This is a genomic window from Bacillus sp. FSL R5-0397, from assembly GCF_038593395.1.
GTDB classification, from domain to species: domain Bacteria; phylum Bacillota; class Bacilli; order Bacillales; family Bacillaceae; genus Bacillus; species Bacillus altitudinis.
The window spans coordinates 3,497,769-3,520,503 of record NZ_CP151992.1 but is presented as its reverse complement, the minus strand read 5'-3'; the positions used below and the strand labels follow the sequence as shown (position 1 = coordinate 3,520,503).

Sequence of the window (22,735 nt, the reverse complement as noted above, 5' to 3'; positions counted from 1 at the left end):
ATAGAAAAAGATAGACCTGTTTTGATCATTAGACCTATTCATAAGGAGGAAGACCATCTTGACACAATCAGCAAAGCTGCAAGAAGTACTTGCGCCTTACCGTCCATCGTTAGATCAAACTGACAAACCACTGATTCAATTACAGATAAAACAAGGAAAAACAGGGCCATATGACAGTAAAATAGCAGGTGATCCTTATTTCCCCAAAAACGACGAATATCCCGTTGATGGAGAAGGCCATCCTATGAAGCTGCTGGCACAAATCAATTTCGGCCAGCTGCCAAAGCTGAAAGATTACCCAGAAACAGGACTTTTGCAAGTGTTTATTTCTGTACATGATGATCTTTATGGGATGAATATTGACCAAAAAACAGAGCAAAAAGATTTTCGGATCAAATTTATTGAGGAACCTTTCTTAGCTGAAGAAGACTTATTGACTGATTTTTCATTCGTGAAAATTCCTGACGATTTTTATTTTCCAGTTACGAAGGAAGGTGCGATTACAGGTGAATTATCAAGCGAAACGATCAGTGTAGGAGATTTCCGCTTTGAAAAAGTCACAGGAAAGCAAAGTTGGGATCTATTCGAAGATGCTGTTGGTATTGATGGTGATGAAGCAGATCAATTGCTAGATGAATTTTATGAGACAGCAAGTGGTTTTGGCCATAAAGTTGGCGGATACCCAGGTTTTACACAAGAAGACCCGCGTACCTATGTAGACCAAGAACATACTGTGCTATTATTGCAAATTGACTCAGATGATGAAGTGGACATGTTGTGGGGAGATTGCGGCATTGCTAACTTTTTTATCAAACCAGAAGACCTCAAACGAAAACATTTCGAAAATGTCGTCTATAACTGGGATTGCTCCTAATTTTGTAAAAAACACTCTTTTTGAAGAGTGTTTTTTGTCTATTTTTAGCCTTTTTGCCCCTAAATCGTCATTTCTGAGAGGTAATATGTCATTCTTTCTAGTTGACCGTATCAAAAAAAAATGTAAAATCATCTTAAAGTCCTCTTTTTTGAAAATAATAATAACATGACATATCAATCAACAATGAAATGCTCGAAAAAGCGGAATGTACTGGGGGGGGATCAATTGATCATTTCGAAAGTAATCAACAATAATGTGGTCAGTGCGTATGATGACGAGCAGCATGAGCTGGTCATTATGGGCAGAGGGATTGCGTTTCAAAAGAAAAGCGGAGACCCGATTGACGAAGAACGTATCGAAAAAGTATTTTCCATTCAAAATAAAGATATATCAGAAAAATTCAAAACCCTGCTTTATGATATTCCGATCGAGTATATGCAAGTGTGTGAGGCAATTATCGATCACGCGAGAACGACCCTTAACAAAAATTTAAATGACAGCATCTATGTCACGTTAACGGATCATATTACCTTTGCTATTGAACGTCATCAAAAAGGAATGGACATTAAAAATGCCTTGCTTTGGGAAATCAAACGGCTGTACAAAGAGGAATTCATGTGTGGTGTAGAAGCGATTCGGATCATACAGGACAAGCTCAACATCCATCTTCCCGAGGATGAAGCAGGCTTTATTGCGATGCATATTGTCAATGCAGAACTGAATGAGGAAATGCCGAATGTCATTCAAATTACAAAACTGATTCAAGATATTTTGAACATCGTAAAGTATCATTTCCAAATTGATTTGGACGAAGAATCATTAAACTATTTCCGTTTTGTCACGCATTTGAAGTTTTTTGGACAGCGTCTGTTTAACGAAACACAAATGGAAAATCAAAATGAGTTTCTGTATGAAGTCGTAAAAGAAAAAAATACAGCCGCTTTTCAATGTGCGGAGAAAATTAATGACTATGTTCAAAAAGAATACAACCGAAGTCTCATAGAAGATGAGATGTTATACTTAACTTTGCACATCGATCGAGTCATAAAAAGAAAATAAATCAAAAAGAAAGCGTTGACATATCAAAATTAACATGCTAATTTATAACTATAAACTCAATAACCCACAATCTTTTAGGATTGTTACTGGTCAAGCAGGCAAAACCTAAATCATTGTCCCTATCTTTGATAAGGCGTGATTTAGGTTTTTTTGTATCTAAAGGCTTATAAAATTGAATAACGATCAATCGCTATGAAGGATTGTTACTGGTTAAGCAGGCAAAACCTAAATATCGATTAATGTCTGAATCGCTATTTTTCGGGCATTAATGGATGTTTAGGTTTTTTCTATATCAAGATGAAATCAACGATTGGAGGGTAACACAATGAACCACAAACAAACAGCAAAAGAAGTTCTAAAGCTTGTCGGCGGTGAAAAGAATGTAAAGCAAGTCACGCACTGTATGACAAGGCTCCGCTTCAACCTATACGATGAAAGCAAAGCGGATAAAGAGAAGCTGCAATCAACAGACGGCGTCATGGGCGTGAATCAAAGCGGCGGTCAATACCATGTCATTATTGGCAACGACGTATCAAACGTCTATCAAGCAATGATTGCTGATTCTGGGTTATCAACAGATGTAAAGTCAGGCGATTCAGAAGAAGCATCAAAACAAAATGTGATTTCAAAGCTTTTCGATTTTATCTCTGGTGTCTTCACACCGATTCTTCCAGCCATCGCTGGAGCTGGTATGATCAAAGGGATCTTGGCATTAATGCTGACGTTCCAATGGATCTCAGATAAAAGCAGCACATATGCGATTTTAACAGCTATCGGAGACGGAGCCTTTTACTTCTTACCGATTCTGCTTGCTGTAAGCGTAGCCAAAAAAATTGGCACAAATCAGTATATCGCCGCTGCCATTGCAGCAGCCGCACTGCACCCGCAGTTAACGGCTTTACTAGGCGCAGGAAATACAGAATTTCTAGGCTTGCCAGTGGTTGCCGTTGTGTACTCTTCATCGGTGATTCCAATTCTACTCACGATCTGGCTCGGCTCATATGTTGAAAGATTCGCGGAAAAATATAGTCCGAAATCACTAAAAATCATTCTTGTTCCAACAGTTACACTTCTTGTCGTGGTACCAGTTATGCTCATCGCGGTTGGACCGCTTGGTGGTATTATCGGAAATGGCCTTTCAGGTGGAATTGATTTATTGTTCAAACATGCAGGTATTTTGGCCGGACTCTTAATCGGTGGCTTTATGTCACCATTGATCATTACGGGCATGCACTATGCACTACTTCCAATCATGATCAACAACATTACATTAAACGGTTTTGACTTCATTCTTCCAATGATGTTTGTAGCGAATATGGCACAAGCAGGCGCAGCATTCGGTGTCTTCTTAAGATCAAAAAACAAAACATTCAAATCATTGGCGATGTCTACAAGTATCACTGCGTTAATGGGTATTACTGAACCTGCTATGTATGGTGTGAACATGCGATTGAAAAAACCGTTCCTTGCAGCCCTCATTGGTGCAGCAGCAGGCGGCGTGTTCATGTCTATCTTCAAAGTAAAGTCATATGTGATATCAGGATCAGCAGGTCTTCCAGGTCTCCCAACGTTCATTGGACCGACATTTGTTTACTCAATCATTGGATTAGTGATCGGCTTTGTTGTAGCAACCATCATGACACTTGTTCTAGGCTTCAAAGATGTACCAGTGAAAGATGATACAAAAGCAGACAAACCAGAAGAAAAGAAAGACACAGTAGCGCTTCAAAATGAAGTGGTACAAAGCCCGCTTGAAGGTCAACTAAAGCCGCTCAATCAAGTAAATGATGCAACATTCTCTAATGAAATCATGGGTAAAGGAACAGCCATTGTCCCAACAGTTGGACGTGTAGTAGCACCGTTCAACGGCAAGGTTGAAACCATTTTCCAAACGAAACATGCCATTGGTTTAAAGAGTGATCAAGGCACAGAGCTTCTCATCCATGTGGGGATTGATACAGTAAAACTTGGCGGTAAACATTTCACAAGTCATGTAGAGTCAGGTGATCTTGTTCAAGCAGGAGATGTGCTCGTTGAATTTGATATCGAGGGCATTCAGCAAGAAGGCTATGATGTAACAACGCCAATTATCGTCACCAACACAAATGATTATGCACAAGTTAATGCGAAAACAGATGGGGCGATTACAGTAAAAGAGACATTGCTTACAGTCAGTGTAGAAGAAAATGAGGAGGGCATTCAACATGACCAATTTAGAAAAAACATTTCCTAAAGGTTTCTTATGGGGCGGCGCAGTAGCCGCCAACCAAATTGAAGGCGCTTATAACAAAGATGGAAAAGGCTTATCCACAGCGGATGTATCACCACACGGTATTATGCACCCATTCGATGAATCAATGAAGGACCTTAACTTATATCATGATGCGATCGACTTCTATCATCGTTACAAAGAAGATATTGCCCTGTTTGCAGAAATGGGATTCAAGTGCTTCAGACTATCCATTTCTTGGCCACGTATTTTCCCAAATGGTGACGATGCGGAACCGAATGAAGCGGGCCTCGCTTTCTATGAAAAAGTATTTGATGAACTGCATAAGCATGGAATTGAGCCAGTTGTCACGATCTCTCACTATGAAATGCCACTTGCACTTGTGAAAAACTACGGCGGATGGAGAAACCGTAAGCTTGTGGGTCTTTATGAAACATACGCTAAAACATTGTTCACTCGCTTTAAAGATAAAGTGAAATATTGGATGACCTTCAATGAAATTAACGTCGTCTTACATGCTCCTTTCACAGGGGGCGGCCTTGTATTTGAAGAAGGCGAAGACGAGAAGAGCATTCAATATCAAGCAGCGCATCACCAATTTGTTGCAAGTGCTCTAGCTGTTAAAGCAGGACACGAAATCATTCCAGATGCGAAAATCGGTTGTATGATTGCAGCGATGACCACATATCCGTACAGCTCAAGACCTGAAGATATGTTTGCTGCGATTGATCAAGATCGTAAAACATTGTTCTTCTCAGATGTACAGGCAAGAGGCTATTACCCTGGATATATGAAACGTTATTTCCTGGAAAATAACATCAACATTGAATTCCAAGACGGTGACGAAGACATTCTAAGAAACCATACAGTCGACTATATTGGCTTCAGCTATTATATGAGTTTTGTGACAAGTACAGATCCAGAGGTTCTTGGACAAGTGACTGGTGGTAACCTATTTGAAGGCGTGAAAAACCCTTATCTAGAAGCAAGTGATTGGGGCTGGCAAATTGATCCAAAAGGACTTCGTACAACACTAAACCAGCTATATGACCGCTACCAAAAACCATTGTTTATCGTAGAAAATGGATTGGGTGCTGTGGATCAAGTAGAAGAAGACGGCTCCATCCAAGACGATTACCGAATTGATTACCTCAGAAGTCATTTGCTTGAGGCAAGAGAAGCGATCGCAGACGGCGTTGATCTGATCGGCTATACAAGCTGGGGCCCAATTGATCTTGTCAGTGCATCAACAGCTGAAATGAAAAAACGCTACGGCTTCATTTATGTCGACCGTGACAATGAAGGCAACGGTACATTAGATCGAAAGAAAAAGAAAAGCTTTGATTGGTATAAACAAGTGATCGCGACAAATGGAAAGCATTTAGACGACTAAATAGAGAAAATATTGTTTGGTTTCTTTGAGAACACACGGTTTCATAAAACGATGAAAACAATTTGAATCGAGGCATTATCATTCTTTAGGTGTCACTTTGGAATGATAATGCTTTTTGTTTTATGAAAAAGACAAAATTGTACAAAAAATAAACCACACTTTAAATTTTTGCGTGGTTCAAATAAATCATATGATCTTTCGAATATATTTATTTATGCTTTTGGAGAAGAGCTTTGATCTTCAAAAAGTGGTTTCAATTCGATAATATCAAGTAATACTGATTCTTCAAGTCTTTCTTTTATATCTCTAAAGTCTTGATTATTTTGAGATAAAATATCTTTTATGGATTTGATACCATTGATTTTACTTAAAAAAGTAAACCATTCATAATCATCGCGTGAATCAACAAGGTATTCAATGCTATTATTAATAGTGATATATAATAAGTTATCCTCTTGTAAAGGCATTAAAATATCTATGTTTTCTTTTAGTATTGGAATGTGTAATGTATTAATCGTGAGAGCTGCGTCTTGGTTTAAGTTAAAAGTGAAATCGCAATAACAATCAATCTGCTTTTTATAGTCATCGTATCAACCTTTTTTCAAATTCTAATTCATCTTTGACATTTATTCCGTAATTTCCTATAGAGGGAATTGTCGGCTTAAGCATTCTTGCTTTATCAATTGCACCGATATAGATGTTTTTGAAAGAATATCCCTTTCTTTGATAAAACCTAATGGCATTTAAGTTATCATTACTAGTGATTAAATTAATAGATTGTATATTTTGTGTTTTTAGATGTTGTTCTAACTCAAAAAGCAATTTACTGCCAACCCCATGGTACTTTTCTAGAGCCTCTAAAGTCAGGATTTCTGCCTCTTCTTTGAATATTTTGTAAACTAATATTCCTACTATAGTATCTCCACGTTTAGCCAACATAATGTTTTCATTTAAAACATTATAAGTTGTCCCTTTAGACACCATAGTCGTTCCACCCCAATGTTCATTGAAAAAACATGTTAACCATGAAAAGTCTTTTGAACTTGGCTGAGTTACTGTCAATTCTTCTGAAAGAGACCATTTTTTTGAAAGCTGGATATGAGCTATTTCGTTGTCATTCGCTTGATCCTTAGAAAAATTGATTGAGATACCTAGTTTTTCGGCGTTTATTTGAGCAAGTTTTTGTGCGTAGTTCGAAAAATCTTCAGGGTCAATACCAAAATAAAAAAAACTTTCAGGTGGATTCTTTTTGTACCACAATTTGCTACTGATGACATATTCGTTTTGTTTTGTTTCAGTTATGTTGATATCATCATATAATAGTGCTCTTCCTTCAATAAACTCTACGACAAATTCATCTAATTTGTTTTGAGTAAATAAACGGTTTTTTTCTTGAAAATATCCTATTGCACTTAATTTACTGTGAATCCAATTAATTAAATCATCCTCGTTTAGTTCATGATCTCTTGCTAGTGCCATTAGCATTGCAATGTAATTAACGATTGTTTTGCTTCTCTTAGTTGAAATGTTTTTATAGATGTTTTCTAGAATATCATCATTCAGTTTATTCATTTTACATATACAACTTCCTTTTCAATTAATTGTTTACTCAATGCTTGGAGGTCTTTGATACAAGTTTGAACATCAGTATCATATTCTTCAGCAATTTCCGTTACTATTGAAATAAACTCTCTTTGTCCGTCAATTCGTTCATAAAAATCAGCTGCGACTTGATTTAGGGACATGCCCGGTTCGATAATGATACCTTTTAAGTACTTTCTTGTTCATTATCAGGATTTTTTACGAAAATTGTATTATTCTTCATTGTGATTCCCTTCATTCTTTTTTCTATAACAAGGTACCAAGATTGTAGCTTTGGCTCGTTTGTGTCAGGGGATGATTTAAGATTTTATTATCTTCAAAGGATATATGTATAGTTGATTTTCTTTGACAAAATCATTATATAAATAACATTCGTCATGAGTCAGCAAAGATTATACACTCCTTTCATAAAGTGTTAGGGTATGAAAAACTAGTTATTAATGTCCTCCAGCAACAACTACATTACGAATCTCAACAAGACATGCAGTTTTATTTTTTTGATGTAACATTCCTCCTGTATATGTATTAAATTCCTATTTTATATCCTAACAAAAGTGATAATAGCATGCCGTTTATATTTTTTTCAATATTTAAATAATGATTTTTTAACAAATTTTATGTTTATAAAGTAATAGTGATGAGTAGATTGATGTTGCAAATAGAGTGATAGTTTGTAAAAAAGAAATTGGAGAAAATACAAAAGATGGCTAGAATCATCGGTTATTTTAATCTAGGAAGGCGTTTATGGTTTTAGAGAGCTGTATATCCACTAAATTGAATTCTAAATGGTATAGGATAATCTTTTAGGCTTGCCTGAGGGAACAATGGCAAAAGCAGTATTGTACGCTGCTAAAGAATCAGCTGGATTTTCAGCACATTTTGATGCGTATTGCAATTTCATTTTTCAACTTAAAGGGAAAAAGAAATGGAAGTTGGCTGAAAATTTTAATACAGTGAATCCACTTCAACATTATGAATTAATTGAGGCTCCTCATTTGCCAGATCCATTAAAGTCGTATTAGAATGGTGATTTTCCTGATGAAAATTTATCTAATGGAAGGGAATTGATTTTGGATACGGGATCATTTTTATTTCTTCCAAGAGGTTGTTGGCATTCAACTAGTTCTTCTGAAGAAACCATTGCATTAAACTTTACCTTCGGTCAGCCAGCTTGGCTAGATCTAATTTTAATAGAATTAAGGAATCGATTAATTCAAAAAGACGAATGGAGAGAACTCGTTAATATTGATCTTTTGGATGAAAATGAACGAAAAAAGGTAGAAGAAAAATTAAAATCAATGATAAATAATTTGCCAAACGATTTCAAGGGAATTTCAGTAGGGGATATACTGGCAAGAAAGAAAGATGACTTAGATGTATATCAATCTACACAACTTGTTGTAAGACAACTTATGAGTATAAAAGATGGTTTTTAAGAAGATAACTTATATTCATTATCTTCTTAACTCTACTATAGAAGTATGACGATTAAACTTAATATAATGTTGATAGAGATGACAAAAAATAAAGAACCGCCAAAAAAGCGGTTCTTTATTATGACGGTAAGCTTTTTCTGCAGATTTCCGCCTATTTCCACACTTGATCCGCAATCTCAATCACATGACGCAGCTTTTCCCATTGCTGTTCTTCTGTTAACAAATTGCCTTCCTCTGTTGAGGCGAATCCACATTGTGGGCTTAAACAGATTTGGTTGATGTCCACATATTGTGCCGCTTCTTCGATTCGTCTTTTGATCTGATCAACGGGCTCAAGTTCCCCATACTTTGAAGTGACAAGACCTAGTACGATTTGAAGGTTTGGATTTTTTACATAACGAAGTGGTTCGAATCCGCCAGAACGGTCATCGTCGAATTCTAAGAAGAGACCATCCAAATCGAGACCCGCAAAAATCGTTTCTGCCGCTGCCTCGTAACCACCTTCGGCTGCCCACGTCGATTTAAAGTTCCCACGGCAAATGTGCATAGTGATCACCAAATCATCTGGACGATCGGCAACCGCTTCATTGATTGTCTTCGCAAACGATTCACGCAGTTCATCTTCCTCGCGGCCAAAAGCTTTGATTTGTTCATGTCCTTTTTCAGAAAAGAACACAGCCCAAGCTGTATCATCTAGCTGTAAGTAACGGCAGCCTGCATCATAAAAAGCACGGATGGCTTTTTTATAAGCTTGTGCCACGTCATGGTGAAAATCATCTAAGCTGTCGTACACACCTTCTTCAAGCTTTCCCCGGAAAAAGAGCATATTCGGACTTGGAATCGTCATTTTAGCCGTATGATCACCCGCGATGCTGTGAAGGAAGCGATAATCCTCCAGCATTGGATGATCAGTAAAATCAATCTTACCTGTTACTTTGATGCCTCTCGCTTTTGTCGTCGTATTGTGGAATTGAATGCCTTGGTCTGCTTCAAATCCTTCGACCCCATCTAGCCCTTCTAGAAAGTCAAAATGCCACCATGCACGTCTGAATTCTCCATCTGTGACAACCTCTAATCCAATTTCTTTTTGCTTCTCTACAATACGAGTGATTTCTTCGTTTTCAATTTTTCTGAGCTGTTCTGCTGTGAGTGTACCGTCTGCTTTTTGCTTGCGTGCTTCCTTGATACGTTCTGAACGAAGTAAACTCCCTACTTGATCTGCGCGAAATGGCGGCTTTGTTGTTTTCTTACCAATGGTTTGTACGTGTGTCATGCTGAATCCCTTCTTTCTTCAGGTTATAAATCAAATAAAAAAGCTCTTCCTTGGATAAGGAAGAGCATCATATACTGTGAGATCTCTGCCTTATCTTCAAACAAGCATCAGCTTGTTTAAGGAATTAGCACCATTCTGTTCCTAGGAACAGCGGTTGCCGGGTTTCACAGGGCCAGTCCCTCCACCACTCTTAATAAGGTTACCTTTGATTCAATTTTCTTAATAAACACAATTATTCAATCTTTTCGAGAAAAAGTCAATGGTTTTTCCTATTTATTTTCCTACATAAACAAATCAGCGACGAGAACACCAGCTAATCCAACAAGTGATAGAACAGTCACCATTAATGTCCAAGTTTTAAAAGTTTGAGCCATCGACAAATTAAAGTATTCTTTGTAAATCCAGAAACCTGCATCATTCACATGAGAGAATGTTATACTGCCGGCGCCTGTTGCAATCACCATTAATTCTGGGCTGACTCCCGTCAAACCAATTAGCGGTGCAGAAATGCCAGCTGCTGTGAGACCCGCGACAGTCGCTGACCCTAAAGAGACACGAAGGACAGCTGCAATCAGCCAAGTGAGGAGCAGAGGAGACAGTGTGCTTCCTTGCATAATTCCTGCAATGTATTGATCAACGCCGCTGTCAATGAGCACCTGTTTAAAGGCGCCGCCGCCTGCAATGATCAATAGAATCATCGCAATGGAGCCAATTGAATCCGTAATCGACTTCATGACGTCCTGCATGCTCTTTCCTCTGCCAAGACCAAATGTGTAGATGGCAAGCAGCACAGAGATTAATAGGGCAATCGCCGGCTCACCTAAAAACTCAGCCGCCGGTAGCAGCGGGGAGGACGGGAAGAAAATTTCTAAACATGCTCTGAATGTCATGAGCAATACAGGTAAAATAGCGGTGAAAATACTAATGCCGAAGCTTGGCATTTCCTCTTCTGTAAATTCCTTTGGATTAAACAAGTCCTTTGGAATGTGTGCATGCAGTTGATCTTTCTTAAATAGTTTCGTAAACAAAAGTCCGCCTACTAAAACAGCAGGAATGGCTAAAATAATTCCAACCAATAAGGTTTGTCCCATGTTGGCTTGAAATACATTGGCAATGGCTGTCGGCCCTGGGTGAGGAGGGAGGAAGCCATGTGTTGTAATGAGTGCAGCGACGAGCGGCATTCCCACATACAACACAGGAAGTCTTGCGGCTTGAGCAATGGTAAAGACTAATGGAATAAGAATAATGAATCCGGTTTCATAAAAAAGAGCAATTCCGATAACAAATCCAGTCAGCATCGTCGCCCATTGGATTTTCCCGATACCAAAGCGGTCGATGAGTGTCATGGCAATACGCTGAGCACCGCCAGAATCAGCCATCAATTTACCAAGCATCGCTCCAAAGCCAAGAACCAACGCCAGATGGCCGAGTGTACTTCCAAGCCCTTTTTCGACTGAAGCAATCGCTTCAAGTGGTGACATGCCTTCTAAAACGGCAACGATTAAAGAGACAATAATCAACGAAATGAAAGCGTTTAACTTAAAGACAACCATGAGTAAAAGTAATAACAAAACGCCAAGTCCGATAAAAACTAACGACATGATCTTTCCTCCTTTGTGCTGCATAAGGGAGCGTGAACGCCCCCTCTGCTTTATCCTTCAAGTATGTCTACTGCTGCTTTTAACGTATCCTTTGAGCCAACATTTCCCGGGAAAATCACATAAGACATAAATGGGAATTTGCTTTCTTCTCCTGTTTGCCAAACGGGAATACCTGGTCTGATTTGACCTGCGACGGTCGCACGTTTGACGCTGAGTCCTCTTGTTCCAATATCGCTTGAGGTGATTCCACCTTTGGCAATGAGGTACTTAGGGCGAATGGAGAGGCGCTGAACAATGCTCGTCACAGCATCACTAATCTGAACAGACAGTTTCAATTCTTCCTCTTGACGATCGTCCCCAAGATCAAGCCGTTCTCTCCTTGTATAAACAGCAACCGATTGCCCGGTTGTTAAAAGCCGTTCAGTTTGTTGAATCACGCGGTCAATTTCCTCTTGAAATGCTTCAGGTTCTAACACGAGGTGTGTATCAAATTCAATAAATGCAATGTCTTTATTTTGCTGTAGCGCTCGCAATTGTTCGGTTGTTTTTTTGACATGGGAACCGACCATGATGAGGCCACCGTGCGTGCTTTCTTCCTGTATTAAGTCTTGTCTAGTTAATAGTGCTTGATCCTCAACACCGCCAAGCACTTTTGTGAGAGCTGCCGCACTTCTAAATAGAAAGTGCTGACCTGCTTTGATGGCATCTATGAGGGCAATGACAAAGACTTTGACATCGTCATAGTCTACTGCATTTACAACCACTTTTTGAAAATCCTTCACGGTCATCAGCTGATCCTTGATTTGTTCAATACGTAAAGCCCGGATATCTTCTAAAGAAATATAAGTAGTGTTTTCCTTAGTGAACGATCCGTTTGATTTCTCTTCGATCCATTCTCCGAGGTGAGAAGATTGAAATCCGAATGTACGATCCAATGCAAATTCTGTGTCACCAGCAGGAATTAATTCGTGACCTTCCTGTACGTAGTGAATATTGCCAATCGTAAAGCGGCCGCCTTCTTTAAAAAAGGGAAGAAGGATTTCCCCGTCAAATTGGTGGGAGCTTTGCTGTTCAATGGTCGTTCTGAGAATGTCAGTCTCTAGCGGGAAGTGTCCACGCAGGGTGGAGTCCCCCCGGCTGACAATGATGAAATCTTGATCAAGCCGTTCAGCCGTTTTCACAATCGTTGATGCGATCGTTTCATGAAGAACCGTCGTTTCTTTCTCTGTCATACTGCGAGAGTTGGTTAAGATAAAGAACATACGGCTGTCTTCAAGAAAACCAGCTTCAATGCTTTTCTCTGACCAATCGGTGAAAACAGAGACGCCGTGTACGGTTTGAATGCCTGTTGGGTCATCGTCTAATACAATCACTTTATGGTGAAAATGGTTTAGTGCTTGTTCGTATGCTGATTGAATGCGGTCTGAATCCGCTTTCGGAATGGCATTTAGTAACTCAATGCTTTGTTTCATAGAACCTCATCCTTTCTTCACTTCAACATGAGCCATTTTTTCGTAATATTGAACGATCCCACCGTGATCAAGTCCAGACTTTCCGTCCGCTTTGAGGGCGTGGAAGATTTCCAGCAGCTGACTAGAAAGCGGGAGAGGAACGCCGATATCGTGGGCAGTTTCCATGACATTGGTTAAATCCTTTAAGTTGATGTCAATACGTCCGCCAGGCTCAAAGTTTCGTTCTAAAATGAGAGGAACCTTCGCATCGAGTACAGCACTTCCTGCCAGTCCACCTCGGATGGCTTCATACATTTTATCAATCGCAATGCCAGACTTAGCGGCAAGGACGAGTGCCTCGGACATGGCAGCGATATTTAAGTTGACGATGATTTGATTCGCAAGCTTTGCGGTTGTCCCGCTTCCATTTGATCCAACTAATACGACATCTGTGCCCATGGCATAGAGGACATCCTTTACTTGTTCAAAAATCTCTTTTTCTCCGCCCGCCATAATCGCAAGTGTCCCGTCTATCGCCTTTGGCTCTCCGCCACTGACAGGAGCATCGATAAATTCGACCTGATGCTGTTTTGCCAGTGCCGCTAATGCTCTAGAAGTAACAGGTGAAATAGAGCTCATATCTATAATAATCGTGCCAGGTTTTGCTGTAGCCAATATGCCTTGTTCACCTGCTACAACTGCTTCTACATGCTCACCTTTTGGAAGCATCGTGATTATGATATCGCTTTCAGATGTTGTCTCAGCAGCTGATGCAGCGGCATTTGCGCCCACTTCTTTTAATGCTAGAACAGCTTCTGTATGAATATCGAAAACAGTCACAGTATGACCGGCTTTTAATAGATTGAGTGCCATAGGTTTCCCCATAATGCCTAATCCAATGAATCCAATTTGCTTTGCCATTTTGTCCGCCTCCTATTTAGAAACCCCTTACAAAAAGCGCTTTCTTTTCTTTTTGTTAGTATATATACTATCGATTTAAATTAATAGTAGGAAATAAACTATTTTTCATTTAATGTACATGACGAAATAGGAATGTGTCAACGGAAAATATGAGAAAAGTCACAAAAAAAAGACCGGAAACAGCTCCGGTCTATGGTCGATTATGTTTTATTTTTAGCTACAGCTAATCGAGAACGTTTGACGTTGTCGATTGCATTTGATCCTAATTCTAAAACAGCTGTGACGTACAAAACATCAATAATCACAAGCTGATTAATACGAGAAATCATTGAGTCAGAACGATAGGTTGTTTCTCTCGATGAACTGAGCAGATGAAAGTCGGATTTCTTGGCGAGCTCTGATTTCGGATAGCTCGTAATCGAGGCGACCGTTGCACCTTTTTCCTTTGCAAATTGCACGGCATCAAGGATTTCTCTACTTTCCCCTGAATGTGAGATCGCGACGATAAAATCATGTTCCGTTGCATGTGTTGCAATCATATTCATCATATGAGGATCACTGCATAGACTCACTTCAAAGCCAAGCTGGAGAAACTTATGATAGGCATCTCCGGCAATAAAACTGGAGGCACCTGCTCCAAAGAAGACGGTTTTATGAGCCTGTTTCATTTGCTCAATAAATTGTGTCACAGCTTGGTCTTCTAAAATATGTTTCATATCCTGAATAGAGTTGGTTGTTAACTCTATGACCTTATGTTTAATATCTGCGACACTATCAGATGCTTCGATCTCACCGTATATGGATTGAGGTGTATTGGTCGCAATATCCTGCGCGACATGGACACGAAACACTTGATAGGACTCATAGCCAATTTTTCGCAGAAAACGAAAGATCGTCGTTTCACTTGTGTTGCATTCAGCAGCGAGTGCACTAATCGAATGAAGCACAACTTTCTGAGGGTTTTGTAAAATGTAATTGGCAATCTTTTTCTGGGTAGGGGACAAACTATGAAATGTTGTCCGGATATGACTAAAAATATTCTCTTCTATGATAAACACCACACTTCATCTAACATTCTATCTTAAGCATACAGGAACTTATGAAAACGGTAAACAAACCTCACATGAAAAATAAAGAATAATATGGAAGAAAACACTTCTTTTGGTTCTTTTGTCATGGTATACTCAATTGGTAATAGACAAAAATGGGGGTTTTTACTATGACAATGAAAAAAGGCCTAACGATCAGCCTGCTCATTTTTTCGCTGATTGTTTCATTGTTTGCGCCAGTTGGATCTGCGGATGCCAAACAAGTGAAAAAAGCAAAAGTAAGTACACACTATTATAAAAAGAAAAAAACGTTTAAATATGCACAGGTGAAAAACCTTAGTAAAGCGCATATGAAAACCATCAATCGTGATTTAAAAGATGATATTGCATTCTCTTATTCTACGTACTTGTTCTTAAAGGACGAAGCGAAAAAAGAAGGCATTGGGAAGATCACATACGAGAGATCGTTTAAAACGAAATTTAACAATGGGAAGAAACTAAGTATCCTAAACTATGATTACATGAATGACGGTAGCATGCACGGGGATACGATGGTTACGAGCATGAACTATGTGTTAACAAAGAAAAAAACAAAGCAACTGTACTTTACAGATGTGGTAAAAACAAAGAAAAAGCGTACAAAAGTAAGAGATTATATCTATAACTACACAAAGAAGCATAAAAGTAAATTCTATGCGAATCTGAAAAAAAGCGATATTCAAATCGGCTACGACACGCAGTACTACTTCACGAAAAAGGGAATCGCTGTTGTCTTCCAGCCATATGAAATTTCACCGTACTATGTAGGAATTCCTATGATTCAAGTACCTGCGAAGGTGTATAAATAAACAAGAGAAACGGCCATGAATTTGGTCGTTTTTTTATACTTAAAAAGAGCCCCTGGTGACGAGGCTCTTCTTTTTACATTTATACTTGTTTGGGTGCATCGTTTAGTGGGTGACGGCGTTTGCCGTTGTAGTGGCGGCGCATACGAAAGATTTCAAACTCCGAAAGCTCTGCGCTTTTTCGTTTTTGGGTGCGGTTATCTTTTTTGAAAGAGAATAGTAAGTAGCAGCAAAGTGAAGCGATAATCAATAAAATCATCATATGACATTCCTCCAATTCATCCTATTCTTTAAGTGTAGACAGGGTGAGTGATGTTTATAACTGAAAATAGTTAGCAAATAGCGTTTAGTTCTAAAGGTTTATTCTTGCTGCTTTTTTAGGTCTAAAATACTGGTTGTTTTTAACTATTATATTTCCAGTTATTGCACTCGTCAAGAAGAATTTTTCTGGGGTTGTCTCTATTAGTACGATTAAGTGTCATAAAAGTTTCAGAAAATTGTAAACTTTTATTAAAAAACCGTTCCCGAACAGGAACGGTTGTAAACATGTTTATGCTTTTTCTTCAAATAAACGTGCAATTTCCACGATCACTTCTGACGCTTTCAGCATGTTCTCTACAGAGATGAATTCATATTTACCGTGGAAGTTTTCCCCGCCAGTAAAGATGTTTGGCGTTGGAAGTCCTTTATATGAAAGTTGTGAGCCATCTGTACCGCCGCGGATTGGTTCAATGACAGGTGTCACTGAGCGGTTTTCCATGGCTTCATGAGCGATGTCTACGATATGTTTGACTGGCTCAATTTTTTCTCTCATATTGTAATATTGATCCTGAATGCTAAGGGTGATGCTGTTTTCGCCGTAGACTGCTTTTAAGTCGTTTGCGATTTTTTCAAACAGTGCTTTGCGCTTGTTGAATTTCTCTTTATCAAAATCACGAATAATATATTGCAGCTCTGCTTCTTCTACTTCTCCTACAAACCTCGTGAGGTGGAAAAAGCCTTCGTATCCTTCTGTGTATTCTGGAGATTCATCTGAAGGAAGTTTGTTGTGAAAGAGCATGCCGATCTTTGCAGCACTCACCATTTTGTCTTTTGCTGTCCCTGGATGGACGTTGTTTCCTTTAATTGATACTTTTGCACCTGCGGCGTTGAAGCTTTCATATTGAAGCTCTCCTAGCGGGCCGCCGTCAATCGTATAAGCATAAGAAGCGCCAAAGGCATCAACATCGAATTTGTGAGGTCCTCTGCCGATCTCTTCATCTGGTGTGAAGGCGACACGAATTTTTCCATGCTTGATTTCTGGATGCTCAATCAGGTAATGCATGGCGGTCATAATTTCTGCGATACCTGCTTTGTTATCTGCACCAAGCAGGGTCGTGCCATCAGTCGTGATGAGCGTATGTCCTTGGTATTTTTGTAAATTTGGAAACTGTGCTGGAGATAATACGATATGTAGATCTTCGTTTAACGTGATGTCCCCGCCTTGATAGTTCTCATGAATCTGCGGTTTCACGTTCTTGCCAGTGAAGTCAGTGGCTGTGTCGATATGAGCTAGGAAGCCAATGGTTGGCACTTCTTTGTCTGTGTTAGATGGGATCGTGCCCATGACATAACCGTTTTCATCCATTGTCACTTCTTGAATACCGATGGATTTCATCTCTTCAACAAGCTGCCTTGCTAAGTTCAGCTGTCCTTCAGTGGATGGACAGCTCTCTATGTCTGCATCAGACTGTGTATCCACTTTTACATAACTTGTGAATCGCTGGATCATTTCCTCTTTCATCAATACGTCACTCCTTTTGTAGAATATGTTCATTTTATCATGTCTTGAATGCGCTTCATAACAAGAAAGGCTTTCTCTGACAATTAGAGAGGAAAAAGACCTACTTTTATTTTGCGATGTGCTGAATGGTTCTTTAGGGTGATTTTTTTGGGTGTCTTTTTATTTATAATGAGGACATATAAAATCATCCATTTGTACGTTAATTTGGGAGAAAGGGGTGCGAAAGTTGGATTCTAGTCAAACACTTGCACTCGCTCAAAAGTTCCAGGAAGCTGCTGATGGCATTCGGCAGTCGAAGCAGCTGCTTGAGAATCGGCTGAAGGCAGTTGGATCAGGCTGGCAAGGGGAAGCAAGAGATAAATTTGATCAAAGCTTTGAGGAAACAGTGGCACGCTATGATCAATTTGAAAAGGACTTGCTTGAAACAAGTCAGGAACTGCGGGATGCTGCTGTCAAAATCGAGGAACGTAAAGCTGAAATCGCCAGAATGGAAGAGCTTGAGCGAAAAAGGCGAGAAGAATGGAGAGAAAGAAACCGAGAAGGGAGATGATGTGATGGCGCGTGACATTGTAGTAGATCCAGATCAGCTGACAGGGCTGGCGAATGATTTTGTAGGAGAGCTTTCGGCCATCCAAACAAAGCACCACGATTTACATAGTGAACTGGATGGCCTCATCCTAGGCTGTGATCCCCGTTATCGAAGCTGTTTTTCTGGAGTAGGAGATGCATGGGGTTCTGGACAAGCCTTAATGAGCAAATTGAGCAGTGACGACATTGCCATTCGTCATGCAACGGATAAAATGGTCGAAGCTGATGATATTTTAAGGAAAATGTACAGTCTGTATGATCAATATGGTACACTCACGAGCCTAGCTGGTATTGTGATGATGCAGGCAAAATACTATGGACTTGGCATGACGACCTTTATTAAAGAAAATGGCCGCTATGCTGCGCAGCATTCAAAGCTCCTTCTTGATGTGACCGGACGGGTAGAAGGAACGAGATTTGACCGGTTGGCAAGGATTTGGCTGAGTAAAAAAGAATTATTAAAACGGTCCAATTGGTCGATGGCTGACCTGGTCCATAAGAAATTTACGAAATTTTATCCTAGCGATACAGTTGCGTTCACGAACAGTGTACGTGATTTCACAAAAGGAAGTATCAATTGGAAGGACACAGCTGGCATCAAGTCTGTTCTGAAAAATGGTGCAAGGTTTGCGAAAGGAAATGCCATCATTGCAACGGTCGTCACGGGTGCAACAGAAACGGTTGGCTGCGGTCTGAAAATTGCGGAGAACTATGCGGAATTTGGGGATCAGCCAGAAGTTCTCAAGCGTGAAAATGCAAAGGCTGTTGGAAATGCAGTGAATAATACGGTCTTTATTGCAGGCGGATCTGTTGCAGGTGCCGTTGTGGGCGGCGCTCTTGGAAGTTTTGCAGGACCGATTGGAACAGTCGTTGGCGGTGCGATAGGATCAGCAGTAGGTGGCTTTATTGGTGAAAAAGTCGCCAAGCTTACTTCTGGTTTTGCAGAACAGGTCGCAGTGAAATTAAAAGACCCAATTCATGCGGTCGTCGATCAGGGCAAAAAAGCATTTGAACTGGCAGGTCAAGGTGTTAAAGCAGTCAATGACACCATTGATCAAGCAAATCAGGTGATACATAAAGGAATAGAAAAAACAAAAGAAACCGCAGATTCGCTGTTGAAAGGTGCAGGTGATTTCTTGAAGGGCGCATTTTCTTTTGGATAAGGAGAGATCAAGTTGGATCAGCTAAGTCTAAGTATCGAGGAACTCATCTTTAGTTTTTACAGTGAAGGCTATTTTGAGCAAGGGATGTCTTTAAAGGAAGCCTATTATCCAGATGTAGAGGATGAACGTCTTGGATTTTTATTTGAAATTGCATGTCGCTCTTTGCTGGCAAAAGACGTGCTGGAATTTCGAAATAGACAATACCGTTATAAAGAAAAATACCGGCATTTCATTCAAGCCATGAACGATGCATCACATACCGTGAAAGCTTCAAGGTTTGGTGCATTAGATGAAGAGGTCAGTACGTCCTTTCATACGACTCAGGCAGGTGTGTATTCACACCATACGCTTTATGATCAACAAGTGCATCAGATTCACAAACTAAAAGACGACCAGCAGACTGTGGAGCAAGTGACAACCTTTTTGAACATACACATGAGCGAACACCTTACACCAGTCATCAATTTGAAGGCGGAAGAATTTGAACTGCTGTTAGAACAATCCAGTCAAGGGAATGATGATTGGCCTTCTTTTCTAAATAAAGCAGAGAACCAAGAGCTTGTGCGGGCATTTGTTTCTGATGTAAGGGTCAGAAAAGGAAAAATGGATTCTTTGATGAAGGTCACTTATGATAAAAATAATACGCCGGATGTAGAGTCTATGATATTTGTTATTCCGGGGCAGAAGCATTCTTGGCTAGTGTCGGGCATGAAGGAAAATGAATTTCGGATAGAGACGGCTCATAGGGACGGATTACGTTCTATATTCTAATGGAGAAAAGGAGAATGGCGCTTGAATCCAAGTGAAGTAATAGAAGTGAGGAGCAGACCCTTTCTAAGAGTATGGGCATTCTTAGCAACGGGCGGATTTGGCATCATCGGTATTTGGTTATTTTCAGAAGCTCTTACATTTGAATCGAATTATACGTTGTTTTTATTTTTAGGCGGATTATTAGGCATTGTCTATGGGTGGATCTCTTTTTTGATGATTCTTCCGGCTTTTACGAAGAGGGGAAATGTGATTTTTCGCATTCAGCGAGGAGAGAATGGCGCTGTTTTATACCGGCAACAAACAATCCCTTTTCAAGACATACAATCTATTGATATGCGCAGGCATCGTTACAGTATCAGGGGATTTCTGTTCATGGATGTGCTCATTCGGAAAATTGATGGGAAATTGATCAAGATTCCGGCGTACAGTATTTTAGATGAAGAAGTATTTGAGCAAACGGTGAAACAAGACATTTATCCATATTTACATGAGACCGCCCAAGAGAATTGGAAACAGCAGCATGGTCATGGTGAAAAGCAGAATCAATAGATGTTTTCGCCATCATTCCATGAGGTGAGACGCCACTTTTTTTAAGAAATCGTGTAAGATGTCAGTAAAGACTGAACAATCAAGAGGTGATGAGAGATGGACAAAGAAATGGTAATTGACCTCGTCACAGAACAAATGGCACGAATTCGAAAAGAAAAAGACTATACACAGGACCGCATGGCTGAGGTGCTTGGGCTATCCAAACGGCATTTGCAGCAGGTAGAAAAGAATCGTCTTCGCCTCAACTGGACGCAATCTGCGGCCGTATGTGCATTATTCAGGGATAGTGACATTTTAAAAGGGACACTTGGGGATGATCCGCTTGAGATTTTGGAAGTCGTCGCCCACGATGAATTGCATTTATCTGTTGAACGTACGATTGGCGGAAAGGTTTGGTGGCGGACGTCTGTGAGAAAAGGTACGTTTCGTCTTCAGCAGAATGTGCTAAGTCAGCATTACCGCATCTTAGATGATGAGAATTATCGCTATTATAGTTCCTTTAATAAAGAAGAAGCGAAGCGGCGGTTAGAGGAATTAAGTGAGCTGTCGTAAGCAGAAAAAGAGAGGTCCCTCTATGACAGGGACCTCTCTTTTTTGTGTTGTTTATACTTTCAGAGTGTTTTTCGCCCGAATAAAGGCAACAAGCTGTTTGATTTCTTCATCTGTTAGTGGAACGCCGTCTACATGGATGGTTCCTTCTTTTGCTTCCGTCAGCTCAATTTTGATATCAGAGATTTTGCGTTGTATCTCTGGCTCGTCCGTTCTACCAAGTAAAAAATCAATGGACGTATCATACAAATCAGCCAGCAGTTTCACTGCTTCAAGCGAAGGTCGTCGGTACCCAGATTCGTAACCGGCATAGGTGCTTTTGGCGATACCTAGGCGATCTGCCGTATGCTGGAGAGACCATTTTTTCTTTTTTCTAAGGGTGGTTAAACGATCGAGTATCATACATGAACGCTCCTTTATATACAACAACAGTATATCATATTTTGACAAAGAGTGTACGCGTTATGCGTAATAATTTCTTGATTAATTCGCGTTATGTGACTATAATGGCAATGAAGGTACGCGTAAAGCGTATATTATAGAATAGCACAAGCTGGCTTATAATATGTGTGACAAACGAAGTAATTTTACTGAAAGAGGTGGACCTGTTGAAGAAATTATTGCTTTTAACCACTGGTGGGACGATTGCATCTGTAGAAAGTGAAAATGGTTTAGCTCCAGGTGTTAAAGCTGAGGACCTTTTAAGCTATTTAAACGAAATTAATGCAGACTACACAATGGACACAAAGTCCCTAATGAGTATAGATAGTACCAATATGCAGCCTGAATACTGGGTTGATATCGCAACAGCCATTTATGAAAATTATGATCAATATGACGGATTTGTCGTCACGCATGGTACGGACACAATGGCCTATACATCAGCAGCACTATCGTATATGCTGCAAAATCCTGATAAGCCAATTGTCATTACAGGGTCTCAAATTCCAATTACGTTTAAGAAAACAGATGCGAAGAAAAACATTACAGATGCGATTCGTTTTGCATGTGACGGTGTTGGCGGCGTATACGTCGTGTTTGATGGCAGAGTCATTCAAGGAACTCGCGCAATCAAACTAAGAACGAAAAGCTACGATGCATTTGAAAGTATTAACTACCCATATATTGCATCGATTGAAAATCATCAAATTGAATACAATAGCAAAGTAAAAAGATCATCAATGAAACCGCTTAAATTAGATGCATCCTTGAACACAGACGTTTGTTTATTAAAACTGCATCCAGGACTGAAGCCTGAGTTTTTAGATTCAATCAAAGGGTTGTACAAAGGAGTCGTCATTGAAAGCTACGGCAGCGGCGGAATTCCTTTCGAAGGAAGAAACCTTTTAGAAAAAATCAACGAATTGCTGGAAGAAGGCATTTCTGTTGTGATCACCACTCAGTGTCTCGAAGAAGGAGAAGACATGAGTGTGTATGAAGTAGGACGTAAAATCAATCAAGAACTGGTTGCTCGTTCAAGAAACATGAACACAGAAGCTATCGTGCCAAAGCTCATGTGGGCATTAGGTAAAACAACAGATCCACGAGAAGTGAAAAAGATTATGGAAACGCCAATCGCAGAAGATTTAGTGATTTAA

At 39.8% G+C, this 22,735-nt stretch carries 24 protein-coding genes and 1 riboswitch; of the genes, 13 read left to right on the top strand and 11 right to left on the bottom strand.

Annotated features, from left to right (window positions below; genetic code table 11):
* The first annotated feature begins 58 nt into the window (after positions 1–58).
* From NSQ70_RS18080 to NSQ70_RS18065, 4 genes are all read left to right on the top strand, one after another.
* Positions 59–874, top strand: a complete 816-nt coding sequence (locus NSQ70_RS18080) for a YwqG family protein (protein ID WP_265154548.1) — start codon at positions 59–61, stop codon at positions 872–874.
* Between the two features lie 225 nt (positions 875–1,099).
* A complete protein-coding gene (locus NSQ70_RS18075) occupies positions 1,100–1,933 on the top strand; it encodes a PRD domain-containing protein (protein ID WP_017368351.1) in 834 nt (277 codons plus the stop codon).
* Between the two features lie 325 nt (positions 1,934–2,258).
* Positions 2,259–4,166 (top strand): beta-glucoside-specific PTS transporter subunit IIABC, encoded by a 1,908-nt coding sequence (locus NSQ70_RS18070; protein WP_342502332.1) that lies wholly within the window; start codon positions 2,259–2,261, stop codon positions 4,164–4,166.
* Positions 4,138–5,556: a glycoside hydrolase family 1 protein gene (locus tag NSQ70_RS18065; RefSeq protein ID WP_272754552.1), complete on the top strand. Its 1,419-nt coding sequence runs from the start codon at positions 4,138–4,140 to the stop codon at positions 5,554–5,556. Before NSQ70_RS18070 ends, NSQ70_RS18065 begins: the two co-directional genes overlap by 29 nt.
* A gap of 212 nt (positions 5,557–5,768) precedes the next feature.
* Here the strand turns inward: NSQ70_RS18065 and NSQ70_RS18060 are convergent, their stop codons facing one another.
* The 3 genes from NSQ70_RS18060 to NSQ70_RS18050 form a co-directional block, all read right to left on the bottom strand.
* Positions 5,769–6,023, bottom strand: coding sequence for a hypothetical protein (locus tag NSQ70_RS18060; protein WP_203143849.1), 255 nt, complete (start codon positions 6,021–6,023; stop codon positions 5,769–5,771).
* 115 nt (positions 6,024–6,138) lie between these two features.
* A complete protein-coding gene (locus NSQ70_RS18055; RefSeq protein ID WP_017358651.1) occupies positions 6,139–7,128 on the bottom strand; it encodes a GNAT family N-acetyltransferase in 990 nt (329 codons plus the stop codon).
* Positions 7,125–7,301: a PqqD family protein gene (locus NSQ70_RS18050; RefSeq protein ID WP_017358652.1), complete on the bottom strand. Its 177-nt coding sequence runs from the start codon at positions 7,299–7,301 to the stop codon at positions 7,125–7,127. Before NSQ70_RS18050 ends, NSQ70_RS18055 begins: the two co-directional genes overlap by 4 nt.
* A gap of 681 nt (positions 7,302–7,982) precedes the next feature.
* Between NSQ70_RS18050 and NSQ70_RS18045 the strand changes: the two genes are divergently transcribed.
* Together NSQ70_RS18045 and NSQ70_RS18040 are read left to right on the top strand one after the other, a co-directional pair.
* Positions 7,983–8,180, top strand: a complete 198-nt coding sequence (locus tag NSQ70_RS18045) for a cupin domain-containing protein (protein ID WP_342502331.1) — start codon at positions 7,983–7,985, stop codon at positions 8,178–8,180.
* Between the two features lie 48 nt (positions 8,181–8,228).
* Positions 8,229–8,594 carry a hypothetical protein gene (locus NSQ70_RS18040; protein WP_342502330.1) on the top strand — a complete coding sequence of 122 codons (366 nt, stop codon included), beginning with the start codon at positions 8,229–8,231 and terminating at the stop codon, positions 8,592–8,594.
* Positions 8,595–8,745: 151 nt separating this feature from the next.
* Here the strand turns inward: NSQ70_RS18040 and NSQ70_RS18035 are convergent, their stop codons facing one another.
* The 5 genes from NSQ70_RS18035 to NSQ70_RS18015 all read right to left on the bottom strand — a co-directional run bounded on the left by NSQ70_RS18035 (position 8,746) and on the right by NSQ70_RS18015 (position 14,898).
* Entirely contained in the window at positions 8,746–9,867 is a 1,122-nt protein-coding gene (locus NSQ70_RS18035; RefSeq protein WP_342502329.1) for a 5-methyltetrahydropteroyltriglutamate--homocysteine S-methyltransferase, read from the bottom strand.
* Positions 9,868–9,954: 87 nt separating this feature from the next.
* A riboswitch (SAM riboswitch) is annotated at positions 9,955–10,067 on the bottom strand.
* 81 nt (positions 10,068–10,148) lie between these two features.
* Positions 10,149–11,468 carry a gluconate:H+ symporter gene (locus NSQ70_RS18030; RefSeq protein WP_008345676.1) on the bottom strand — a complete coding sequence of 440 codons (1,320 nt, stop codon included), beginning with the start codon at positions 11,466–11,468 and terminating at the stop codon, positions 10,149–10,151.
* Between the two features lie 50 nt (positions 11,469–11,518).
* The gene (locus tag NSQ70_RS18025; RefSeq protein WP_342502328.1) at positions 11,519–12,940 is read right to left on the bottom strand and encodes a four-carbon acid sugar kinase family protein; all 1,422 of its coding nucleotides are present in this window, start codon (positions 12,938–12,940) and stop codon (positions 11,519–11,521) included.
* 6 nt (positions 12,941–12,946) lie between these two features.
* A complete protein-coding gene (gene garR, locus NSQ70_RS18020) occupies positions 12,947–13,840 on the bottom strand; it encodes a 2-hydroxy-3-oxopropionate reductase (protein ID WP_327872006.1) in 894 nt (297 codons plus the stop codon).
* A gap of 200 nt (positions 13,841–14,040) precedes the next feature.
* A complete protein-coding gene (locus NSQ70_RS18015) occupies positions 14,041–14,898 on the bottom strand; it encodes a MurR/RpiR family transcriptional regulator (protein ID WP_024719230.1) in 858 nt (285 codons plus the stop codon).
* Between the two features lie 161 nt (positions 14,899–15,059).
* Between NSQ70_RS18015 and NSQ70_RS18010 the strand changes: the two genes are divergently transcribed.
* Positions 15,060–15,737: a DUF3298 and DUF4163 domain-containing protein gene (locus NSQ70_RS18010; protein WP_024719231.1), complete on the top strand. Its 678-nt coding sequence runs from the start codon at positions 15,060–15,062 to the stop codon at positions 15,735–15,737.
* 79 nt (positions 15,738–15,816) lie between these two features.
* Here the strand turns inward: NSQ70_RS18010 and NSQ70_RS18005 are convergent, their stop codons facing one another.
* Positions 15,817–15,996 carry a hypothetical protein gene (locus NSQ70_RS18005; protein WP_008345664.1) on the bottom strand — a complete coding sequence of 60 codons (180 nt, stop codon included), beginning with the start codon at positions 15,994–15,996 and terminating at the stop codon, positions 15,817–15,819.
* Between the two features lie 288 nt (positions 15,997–16,284).
* Positions 16,285–17,517, bottom strand: a complete 1,233-nt coding sequence (gene pepT, locus NSQ70_RS18000; protein WP_008345662.1) for a peptidase T — start codon at positions 17,515–17,517, stop codon at positions 16,285–16,287.
* A gap of 226 nt (positions 17,518–17,743) precedes the next feature.
* On the opposite strand from pepT, the gene NSQ70_RS17995 reads away from it, so the two are divergent.
* The 5 genes from NSQ70_RS17995 (at position 17,744) to NSQ70_RS17975 (ending at position 21,140) form a co-directional block, all read left to right on the top strand.
* Complete coding sequence (locus NSQ70_RS17995; protein ID WP_342502327.1) at positions 17,744–18,067, top strand: WXG100 family type VII secretion target; 324 nt, start codon at positions 17,744–17,746, stop codon at positions 18,065–18,067.
* 4 nt (positions 18,068–18,071) lie between these two features.
* Positions 18,072–19,268: a glycine zipper domain-containing protein gene (locus NSQ70_RS17990; protein ID WP_342502326.1), complete on the top strand. Its 1,197-nt coding sequence runs from the start codon at positions 18,072–18,074 to the stop codon at positions 19,266–19,268.
* A 12-nt stretch (positions 19,269–19,280) separates the two neighbouring features.
* On the top strand, positions 19,281–20,039 hold the full coding sequence (locus tag NSQ70_RS17985) for a hypothetical protein (protein WP_173408408.1): 759 nt from the start codon (positions 19,281–19,283) through the stop codon (positions 20,037–20,039).
* Between the two features lie 21 nt (positions 20,040–20,060).
* Positions 20,061–20,588, top strand: coding sequence for a YfjD family protein (locus NSQ70_RS17980; RefSeq protein ID WP_056704059.1), 528 nt, complete (start codon positions 20,061–20,063; stop codon positions 20,586–20,588).
* Between the two features lie 96 nt (positions 20,589–20,684).
* Positions 20,685–21,140, top strand: a complete 456-nt coding sequence (locus tag NSQ70_RS17975) for a helix-turn-helix transcriptional regulator (RefSeq protein WP_008345651.1) — start codon at positions 20,685–20,687, stop codon at positions 21,138–21,140.
* A gap of 51 nt (positions 21,141–21,191) precedes the next feature.
* On the opposite strand, the gene NSQ70_RS17970 is transcribed toward NSQ70_RS17975, so the two are convergent.
* Positions 21,192–21,539, bottom strand: coding sequence for a helix-turn-helix transcriptional regulator (locus tag NSQ70_RS17970; protein WP_017368336.1), 348 nt, complete (start codon positions 21,537–21,539; stop codon positions 21,192–21,194).
* A gap of 206 nt (positions 21,540–21,745) precedes the next feature.
* Between NSQ70_RS17970 and NSQ70_RS17965 the strand changes: the two genes are divergently transcribed.
* Complete coding sequence (locus NSQ70_RS17965) at positions 21,746–22,735, top strand: asparaginase (protein WP_017358664.1); 990 nt, start codon at positions 21,746–21,748, stop codon at positions 22,733–22,735.

Bases quoted from the DNA above. Each gene is read 5' to 3' on its own strand.
- NSQ70_RS18070 (WP_342502332.1), top strand. From the start codon at position 2,259: ATGAACCACAAACAAACAGCAAAAGAAGTTCTAAAGCTTGTCGGCGGT.
- NSQ70_RS18065 (WP_272754552.1), top strand. From the start codon at position 4,138: ATGACCAATTTAGAAAAAACATTTCCTAAAGGTTTCTTATGGGGCGGC.
- NSQ70_RS18060 (WP_203143849.1), bottom strand. From the start codon at position 6,023: ATGCCTTTACAAGAGGATAACTTATTATATATCACTATTAATAATAGC.
- NSQ70_RS18055 (WP_017358651.1), bottom strand. From the start codon at position 7,128: ATGAATAAACTGAATGATGATATTCTAGAAAACATCTATAAAAACATT.
- NSQ70_RS18050 (WP_017358652.1), bottom strand. From the start codon at position 7,301: ATGTCCCTAAATCAAGTCGCAGCTGATTTTTATGAACGAATTGACGGA.
- NSQ70_RS18045 (WP_342502331.1), top strand. From the start codon at position 7,983: ATGGCAAAAGCAGTATTGTACGCTGCTAAAGAATCAGCTGGATTTTCA.
- NSQ70_RS18035 (WP_342502329.1), bottom strand. From the start codon at position 9,867: ATGACACACGTACAAACCATTGGTAAGAAAACAACAAAGCCGCCATTT.
- NSQ70_RS18030 (WP_008345676.1), bottom strand. From the start codon at position 11,468: ATGTCGTTAGTTTTTATCGGACTTGGCGTTTTGTTATTACTTTTACTC.
- NSQ70_RS18025 (WP_342502328.1), bottom strand. From the start codon at position 12,940: ATGAAACAAAGCATTGAGTTACTAAATGCCATTCCGAAAGCGGATTCA.
- garR (WP_327872006.1), bottom strand. From the start codon at position 13,840: ATGGCAAAGCAAATTGGATTCATTGGATTAGGCATTATGGGGAAACCT.
- NSQ70_RS18010 (WP_024719231.1), top strand. From the start codon at position 15,060: ATGACAATGAAAAAAGGCCTAACGATCAGCCTGCTCATTTTTTCGCTG.
- NSQ70_RS18005 (WP_008345664.1), bottom strand. From the start codon at position 15,996: ATGATGATTTTATTGATTATCGCTTCACTTTGCTGCTACTTACTATTC.
- pepT (WP_008345662.1), bottom strand. From the start codon at position 17,517: ATGAAAGAGGAAATGATCCAGCGATTCACAAGTTATGTAAAAGTGGAT.
- NSQ70_RS17990 (WP_342502326.1), top strand. From the start codon at position 18,072: ATGGCGCGTGACATTGTAGTAGATCCAGATCAGCTGACAGGGCTGGCG.
- NSQ70_RS17975 (WP_008345651.1), top strand. From the start codon at position 20,685: ATGGACAAAGAAATGGTAATTGACCTCGTCACAGAACAAATGGCACGA.
- NSQ70_RS17970 (WP_017368336.1), bottom strand. From the start codon at position 21,539: ATGATACTCGATCGTTTAACCACCCTTAGAAAAAAGAAAAAATGGTCT.